Origin of the sequence: uncultured Flavobacterium sp. (assembly GCF_937967675.1) — a bacterium.
Taxonomy (GTDB): domain Bacteria; phylum Bacteroidota; class Bacteroidia; order Flavobacteriales; family Flavobacteriaceae; genus Flavobacterium.
In genome coordinates, this window is record NZ_CALBSN010000108.1 from 26,693 (window position 1) to 35,142 (window position 8,450).

Sequence of the window (8,450 nt, forward strand, 5' to 3'; positions counted from 1 at the left end):
GTTTAGATATATTTATTAATAATAGTTTGTAATTCAATTAATTTAAATGGCTTAGAAATAAAGTCATCCATACCATTTTCAATGCATTTTTCTTTTTCTCCAATCATAATACCCGCAGTTAATGCAATGATTGGTAAATTTTTAAATTTATCATTATTTCTGATTTCAATTGTTGTTTCATACCCATTTTTTATAGGCATTTGAATATCCATTAAAATTAAATTTACATTTTGATTTTCTAATATTTCTAATGCCATTTTTCCATTATAAGCTTCTAAAATTGTACTTTTAGGCAAAATGGAATGAATCATTTTTGTACAAAGTAACATATTTATTTTATTGTCTTCAACAATTAAAATTTTAAATTTTTTACTTAGTTTATTAGATTTATTATTTTTTTTCTCGTCAACATAACCCGAAATTTGTTCTTTAGTGGCAAGACTATTAGCAGTTTCAAAATTAATAGTAAAATTAAAATTACTACCTTCCCCCACAACACTTTTTACATTTATTTTACTATTTAGTTTTTCTAAAATTTGATTTGATATTGATAAACCTAAACCTGTACCACCAAATTTTTTACTTGTGGATACATCTTCTTGAACAAATGATTGGAATATTTTGTTTAAATTATGATTTTGAATTCCAATACCTGTATCAATTACTGAGAAACGAATGGGGACAAATTGGTTTTTATTTTTTTTGACAATTTCAATTTGAAGGAGGACTTCTCCAAAGTTTGTAAATTTTACGGCATTACCAATTAAATTCACTAATACTTGTTTTAGTCTTACACTATCTGTAATAACATATTTTGGAATATTTGGATCAATCATTAAATTTAGATCAATTTTTTTATTAAGAGCATGACTTTTAAATAAGTCTATTACTTGTTCTGCTAATGATCTTAAATTAACAGGTTCAAAAGATAATTCAAACTTTCCAGATTCAATTTTTGAAAAATCTAGTATATCATTAATTATGTCTAAAAGTAAATTAGCAGATTGGTTGATGTTACTCATGTAAACTTGTTGATCTGAATCAAGTTTTGTTTTTAGTAATAAATCAGTAAATCCAATTATTCCATTTAAAGGTGTTCTTATTTCATGACTCATGTTGGCTAAAAAATCTGATTTTGCCTGATTAGCAAGCTCTGCAAATTCTTTTGCTTTTATTGCAGCATCTCTTTCTTTTTGTGCTGTAATATCTCGGGCAACTCCTCTTATTTTAATTACTTCACCTGCTTCGTTTATTACAGGTTCACCAGATCCTAAAAGCCATTTTTTTCTATTTCCAGATAGTGTGAAAGGATGTTCTACTTCGTATGATATTTTTTCTTTAATTGTTCTATCTGCAAGCTGGTCTAAGTGATTTATATCTTCAATAGTTAATCGGCTTCTATATGATTCGGCTAAATTTTCTTTTGCACTTTTATCAATTTCAAAAATGTTGTAAAGTTCATCTGACCAATATAATTTGTTGCTGATTAAATCAAATTCCCAACTCCCAATTTTAGCCATTTTTTGGGATTCATTTAATAATTTTTCACTAAGTATTAATTTTTCTTGGGTGTTTTTAATTCCTGAAATATCCCTTGCTATTGCAAATACTATTTTTGTTTCTAAATTGATAGTTGAAATCCATTGTAACCAAATTTTGGACCCATCTTTTCGTAAGTAACGATTGCTAAAATTGATAGTATTAATTCCTTCGCTGAGATTATTTATCTCATTTAAGGTTTTTTCTATATCATCTGAATAGACATAATTGATGAATTTTTTAGTGATTAATTCTGATTCAGTATATCCTAATATATTAGTGAAAGCGGGATTGATTTTTAAAAAATAACCATCTAAATTGGCTATGCATATTAAATCAGTAGTTTCATTAAAAAAATAGTCAAAATTCTCTTGTAAAGTATCTTTACTTTTGTAGTAGTCTAATTCCGTCTCAAGTTGTTTGATTTTTTGATTAGAAGTAATATGTGAAAGTAGAGTTTTCTTCATTACATCGGAATTATTTGCAATAAATGTAGTGAAAAAACTTTAAAAAAACATGAATCATGTTAAATTATTGAATTCCAAATAACGTTGTTTGGGGTTTTTGCTATAAATGTCAAGTTTTCTTTGGAAACAGGATGGGTTAAAATTAACTTACGTGCATGCAGATGAATCCCTCCATCAGTATTACTTCGGTCAAAACCATATTTTAAATCACCTTTTATAGGACAACCTATTGCTTGTAGTTGCGCTCTAATTTGATGGTGTCTTCCTGTGTGTAAATCAATTTCTAAAACAAAATAATTATCTAATTTCTTGATGATTTGATAACTTAAACTTGCTTTTTTACTTTCTGGAACCTCTTTCAAATACGCTTTTGAAGTATTGTTTTTCGTATTTCGTTTTAAGAAATGAACTAAAGTATCTTTTTCTTTTGGAGGACAATTTTTCACAACTGCCCAATAGGTTTTTTGAGTTTCTCTGTTTTTGAACGTTTCATTTAAACGAGTAAGGGCTTTTGAAGTTTTCGCAAAAACAACAATTCCAGTGGTTGGACGATCTAAACGATGTACAACACCTAAAAAAACATCTCCAGGTTTGTTGTATTTTTCTTTGATGTATTCTTTTACTACATCCGAAAGTGGTTTATCTCCGGTTTTATCACCTTGAACAATATCGCCTACACGTTTATTAATTACAATTATATGATTGTCTTCATGCAGAATTTGAAGATTGTTTTTGGTTGAAATTTCTTTAGTAGACACAATTAATATTGCTCATTAATATTAGGAAAATCTTGACTTTTAACATCGGTAACATATTGTCCAATGGCTCTTGTCATTTGATCATATAAATCTAAATAACGACGCAAGAATCTTGGACTAAATTCGTTATTCATACCCAACATATCGTGAATTACCAATACTTGTCCGTCAACACCACTACCAGCTCCAATTCCTATTACTGGAATAGAGATACTTTTAGCTACTTTTTCAGCTAAAGCAGCAGGAATTTTTTCTAAAACTAAGGCAAAACAACCTAATTTTTCAAGCATTTTTGCATCTTCTAATAATTTTTCGGCTTCAGCATCTTCTTTTGCTCTTACGGTATATGTTCCAAATTTATAAATAGATTGAGGAGTTAATCCTAAATGTCCCATAACAGGAATCCCGGCATTTAATATTTTTTTAATCGAATCTTTAATTTCGCTTCCACCTTCTAATTTTACAGCATGTCCGCCACTTTCTTTCATTATTCTGATAGAAGAACGCAAAGCTTCTTTAGAATCCGATTGATAGCTTCCAAAAGGTAAATCGACAACAACCAAGGCTCTTTCACAAGCTCTAACTACACTTGAAGCATGATAAATCATTTGGTCTAATGTAATTGGGAGAGTTGTTTCATGTCCTGCAATTACATTACTAGCTGAATCTCCCACCAATATAACATCAACTCCAGCTGAATCAACAATTTTTGCCATTGTAAAATCATATGAAGTAAGCATGGAGATTTTTTCTCCATTTTCTTTCATATCTATTAAGGTTCTTGTTGTTATTCTTTTATAATCTTTCTTTGCTACTGACATGTTTTATCGTATTTGAATCACAAAGGTAGTAAATGTTATTTTCTTTTTTAAAAAGCTTAAAAATATTTATCAAATATTAAATTAATGTTAAATAATGTTTTAATTTAGTGCCGTTTTAAAAATTAAAAAATGATCCCAATATTACTCTTAGTTGCAATTCTTGGCTATTTGTCAGTTATTTTAGAATCTCCTATTCGAATAAACAAAACTATTACAGCATTACTTACCGGAACAGTTTGTTGGGTTGTTATTGCTATTTACAGCCATGACGATCAACATTTAGTTACTGAAAAATTAATGGAATATTTTGGTGAGATTTCTGGTTTGTTGATTTTTCTTATGGGAGCCATGACTATAGTAGAATTAGTGGATCTTCACAAAGGATTTACTGTTATAACAAGTAGAATTAGAACAACATCTGTTTTTAAATTGTTATGGATAGTTGCATTTATTACCTTCTTTTTGTCTTCATTGCTTGACAATTTAGCCACTGCAATTATTATGGTTACTTTGTTAAGAAAATTAATGCCAAAAGGTGAGATAAGAATGATTTTATCAGGTATTGTTGTAATAGCAGCTAATGCTGGGGGAGCTTTTAGTCCAATTGGAGATGTAACAACAACTTTATTATGGATAGGTGGACAAGTAAGTGCTTTTGGAATAGTTAAAATCTTAATCTTACCTTCAATCATGGTTTTATTAGTTCCTGTTATTATTGCAGGTTTTAGAATGAAAGGTTTTGCAGTCCTTAGAGCACAAGTATCCATGGCGCAGGTAAGACAAGAAGAAAAAATGCGAGGTAGTATGAGTGTTTTTATTGCAGGTGTTTTAGGTTTAGTAATGGTGCCAGTAATAAAAGCCATAACTGGATTACCTCCTTTTATAGGAGTTTTAATTTCGCTATCTATGGTGTCTTTAGTTTCAATTGTTTACCATAGAAATAAGTCTCAGGAAGAAAAAGACAAGTTTTCAGTAGCTTATGCATTAACTAAGGTAGATATTAGTTCGATTCTTTATTTTATGGGAATATTATTAATGGTTTTTGCTTTACAAGAAGTTGGAATTTTAAAAGAAATGGCTAATTTCCTAATCACAAACTTACCTAATACAGATTCAATGATTGTTGCTATTGGTGTTTTATCATCAATTGTAGATAACGGAAGTTTGGTTGCTGCTACTCAAGGGATGTTCTCCTTAACAGATTATCCAATGGACCATTCACTGTGGGAATTTATTGCTTTATGTGCAGGAACTGGAGGTAGTATGTTAGTAATTGGTTCTGCGGCTGGAATAGCCGTTATGGAGAAAGAAAAAATTACTTTTATGTGGTACCTCAAGAAAATTACTCCATTAGCAGTTATAGGTTATATAGCTGGAATTGTAACCTATTTAATACAGGTAATGATAATACACTAATTATTATATTATGAATATTAACTACATATTAGCACTTTTAATATTTTTTAATATATCATTTGCTCAGGAAGCTAACCCTAAGAAAACTGTTGATGACTTTTTTATTGCCTTTCATGCTAAAGATACTACTGCTTTAAAACAATTGTGTCATAATGATATTGTTATGAAAACAATTGCTAATACAAAGGAAGGAAATAAATTAGTTGAGGAAAAGTTTAATGATTTTTTAAATTCAATAGCCAATATTCCTAGTAACGTAAAAGTTTTTGAAAAGTTGATTGATTATAAAATTGAAATTGACGGTAACTTAGCGCATGTATGGACACCTTATGAATTTTATGTTAATGATAATCTAAGTCACATTGGTGCCAATGCTTTTACCTTGTATAACGACAATGGAAAATGGCAAATTATTCATTTAATTGATACGAGAAGAAAGAAATAATTTGTCGAGATAATAAGCCATCAAAGTTCCCACTACATAACAAAGTAAATCAATCCAAAGAAAACCTTCACCTAAAATGTAATGTCCTAAAGTAGTTTTCCGAATGGCAATTAACCAATCAATTTGAACCAATTGTAAGATTTCGATACCAAAGCAAAAAAGTAAACTCAATAGGAGTGAGGTTGATTTTTTCGAATCCATAATTAAAAATCGAAACCCAAAATAAATCAAAACAGCATACAAAATATCTCCAATAAACAATGGAATGCCCGATATTTTCCTTGAAAGTATTCCAAGAATTAAAATTAATAAGATTGAAATAAAATAGTTTAGTCGTTCGTTTTTCATTAACAATCCGCTAATCCAACTGCAACTGCTAAACCACCTTCTGAAGTTTCTTTGTATTTGGTATTCATGTCTTTAGCTGTTTCCCACATGGTATTGATTACTTTGTCTAAAGGTACTTTTGCATTTAAAGCATCGGTTTCTAAGGCTAATTCGGCTGCATTTATGGCTTTAATTGCACCCATAGTATTTCTTTCAATACACGGAATTTGCACCAAACCACCAATCGGGTCACAAGTTAATCCTAAGTGATGTTCCATTACAATTTCGGCTGCCATCGTAACTTGAGCTGGAGTTCCGCCCATCAATTCACACAAAGCTGCTGCTGCCATAGCACTCGAAACTCCAATTTCCGCCTGACAACCACCCATAGCTGCTGAAATAGTAGCTCCTTTTTTAAAGATAGAGCCAATTTCGCCCGCTACCATTAAAAATTGTTTGATTTCTTTTTCACCCGCTTCGTGATTTTCGATTACCAAATAATACATCAAAACGGCTGGAATTACTCCCGCACTTCCGTTGGTAGGAGCGGTAACTACTCGACCTAACGAAGCATTTACTTCATTTACTGCCAATGCAAAACAACTTACCCATTTTAAAATCTGACGGAATTTAACTTCAGTTTGTCTGATGATTTGCAACCAAGAATATGGGTCTTCATAAGGTAAAACACCAATTAAATTTTTGTGCATGTCATACGCTCTTCTTCGTACATTTAAACCACCAGGAAGAATTCCTTCAGAATGACAACCAATGTACATACATTCTAGCATCGTGTCCCAAATGCGGAGCAATTCGTTGTGAATTTCTTCTTCGCTACGCATGGTTTTTTCGTTTTCGTAAACAATTTCCGAAATCTTCTTGTTTTCTGAAGCACAATAAGCTAAAAGTTCATCTGCTTTTTCAATTGGAAACGGAAAAGTATGTAAAATTTCTTCTTTGTGATGGTCTTCTTTTTCTTTTACCACAAATCCACCACCAATAGAATAATAGGTTTCTGAATACGTTTCGGTATCGGTTTTGGCTGTAAAAGTTAATCCGTTGGCATGAAAAGGTAAAAAGTTTCTGTTGAAAACAATATCCGTTTCAAAACAAAACGGAATGATAATTTCATTTGCTAAGAAAATTTCTTTCTTGTTTTTGATAGCCGAAATAATCACATCAATGCTTTCCACAGGAATATATTCTGGGTCAGCACCACTTAAACCTAACATAACGGCTAAATCTGTTGCATGCCCTTTTCCAGTTAATGATAAGGAACCATATAAATCTACTTTGACACCAATTATGTTATCAATTAGATTGCGATTGCGCAATTCTTTTAAAAATTGTTCGGCAGCACGCCATGGTCCAAGAGTGTGAGAACTCGAAGGTCCAACACCAATCTTTAACATATCAAAAACAGAAATACATTCCATAAATAGTTCTTTATTATAGCAAAGATAGTTTTTAAAATTGAAATTATGCAACACGTAAAACAGTTCAATTGTTACAAATCTTTTGAATTAATAACATAAAATTGGGATTTGGTTTCCTTCTTTTTTAGTTCTTTTGCAAAAAAAAAGTAATGCCAATAAATAAGTATTTTTTAACTGCTCTTATTGCCTTTGTTATTTGGGGATTTTTCAGTTTGGCTTTGAAGCCTTTAACAGATTATGCTTCACTAGATATTTTATTCTTTCGAGTTTTTATTGCTACGGCTTTCTTATTGGGAATTAATTTATTTTTTAGAAAATCAGTTGTTGTTGAAGCGAAAAAAACGTTTAAAGAACTTTCCAAGAAAAAGCAAAAATCAGCTGTAATCATGACGATTGTTGGCGGACTTTTGCTTGTATTAAATTGGTTTTTATTCATTTATGCGGTGAATCATGTGAGTTTGCAATCGGCATCTTTCGCGTATATTATTTGTCCCATTCTAACTACAGTTTTAGCTTTTATATTATTAAAAGAAAGAATAGATGTTTGGCAATGGATAGCAGTAGGATTATGCGTAATTAGTTGTTTGATATTATCTTATGGGAATTTCAAAGATTTAATTTATAGTGTGATAATTGCTTTAAGTTTCGGATTTTATTTGGTTTCTCAAAGAAAGAATAGCGATTTTGATAAATTCTTGATATTGACCGTTCAAATGGTAATTTCTTCAGCTATTTTATTACCGTTTTATCCCAGTTATGGTGGAGCAGTTCCAACCGAATTTTTGTTTTATTCGCTACTTTTAATCATTGTAATTGTCTTCACGATTATTCCTTTATTCCTGAATTTGTATGCATTGAAAGGATTAAATTCTTCTACTGTTGGGATTTTAATGTACACCAACCCATTGATTCATTTCTTTTTAGCAATTTTCTATTTCAAAGAATCGGTTTCGGTTGCCCAAATTGTTTCTTATTCCTTGATTTTGATTTCTATCGTGGTTTTTAATGTCGCTAATTTTAAAAATCTTAGGCAGAATAGACTCAAATAATCATAATAAAACGACATTTTGTCAGTTTTCAAAACCTGACAAAAGCTGTTTTCTGTCAATTTTCCTTATTTTTCGTAATGGCACAATCATTGAAATAAGTACATCGAGTTTAAAATTGAAATTTAAAATTTAACTATTATAAAAATGAGTAAAATTATTGGAATCGACTTAGGAACAACCAACTCATGTGTG

8 protein-coding genes are annotated in these 8,450 nt (G+C 30.4%); 3 read left to right on the forward strand and 5 right to left on the reverse strand.

The annotated features are described in order from the left end of the window. Positions 1–2: 2 nt before the first annotated feature. The 3 genes from Q0075_RS07485 to panB are packed head-to-tail and all read right to left on the reverse strand — an operon-like array spanning position 3 to position 3,585. Complete coding sequence (locus tag Q0075_RS07485; RefSeq protein WP_297868966.1) at positions 3–2,006, reverse strand: PAS domain S-box protein; 2,004 nt, start codon at positions 2,004–2,006, stop codon at positions 3–5. A 59-nt stretch (positions 2,007–2,065) separates the two neighbouring features. Then, positions 2,066–2,764 (reverse strand): RluA family pseudouridine synthase, encoded by a 699-nt coding sequence (locus Q0075_RS07490; RefSeq protein WP_291107004.1) that lies wholly within the window; start codon positions 2,762–2,764, stop codon positions 2,066–2,068. A gap of 2 nt (positions 2,765–2,766) precedes the next feature. Next, positions 2,767–3,585, reverse strand: coding sequence for a 3-methyl-2-oxobutanoate hydroxymethyltransferase (gene panB, locus Q0075_RS07495; protein ID WP_297868967.1), 819 nt, complete (start codon positions 3,583–3,585; stop codon positions 2,767–2,769). A gap of 129 nt (positions 3,586–3,714) precedes the next feature. Here panB and nhaD point away from each other — a divergent pair, with 129 nt between their 5' ends. Together nhaD and Q0075_RS07505 are read left to right on the forward strand one after the other, a co-directional pair. After that, the gene (nhaD, locus tag Q0075_RS07500) at positions 3,715–5,001 is read left to right on the forward strand and encodes a sodium:proton antiporter NhaD (protein WP_297868968.1); all 1,287 of its coding nucleotides are present in this window, start codon (positions 3,715–3,717) and stop codon (positions 4,999–5,001) included. 10 nt (positions 5,002–5,011) lie between these two features. Beyond that, entirely contained in the window at positions 5,012–5,446 is a 435-nt protein-coding gene (locus tag Q0075_RS07505; protein WP_297868969.1) for a nuclear transport factor 2 family protein, read from the forward strand. Here the strand turns inward: Q0075_RS07505 and Q0075_RS07510 are convergent. Both Q0075_RS07510 and Q0075_RS07515 read right to left on the reverse strand, forming a co-directional pair. After that, on the reverse strand, positions 5,420–5,794 hold the full coding sequence (locus Q0075_RS07510; RefSeq protein WP_297868970.1) for a DUF2809 domain-containing protein: 375 nt from the start codon (positions 5,792–5,794) through the stop codon (positions 5,420–5,422). The genes Q0075_RS07505 and Q0075_RS07510 overlap by 27 nt on opposite strands. After that, positions 5,794–7,209 (reverse strand): L-serine ammonia-lyase, encoded by a 1,416-nt coding sequence (locus tag Q0075_RS07515; protein ID WP_297868971.1) that lies wholly within the window; start codon positions 7,207–7,209, stop codon positions 5,794–5,796. The genes Q0075_RS07510 and Q0075_RS07515 overlap by 1 nt, the downstream gene beginning before the upstream one ends. A 149-nt stretch (positions 7,210–7,358) precedes the next feature. Here Q0075_RS07515 and Q0075_RS07520 point away from each other — a divergent pair, with 149 nt between their 5' ends. Next, complete coding sequence (locus Q0075_RS07520; protein ID WP_297868972.1) at positions 7,359–8,258, forward strand: EamA family transporter; 900 nt, start codon at positions 7,359–7,361, stop codon at positions 8,256–8,258. Positions 8,259–8,450: the final 192 nt, after the last annotated feature.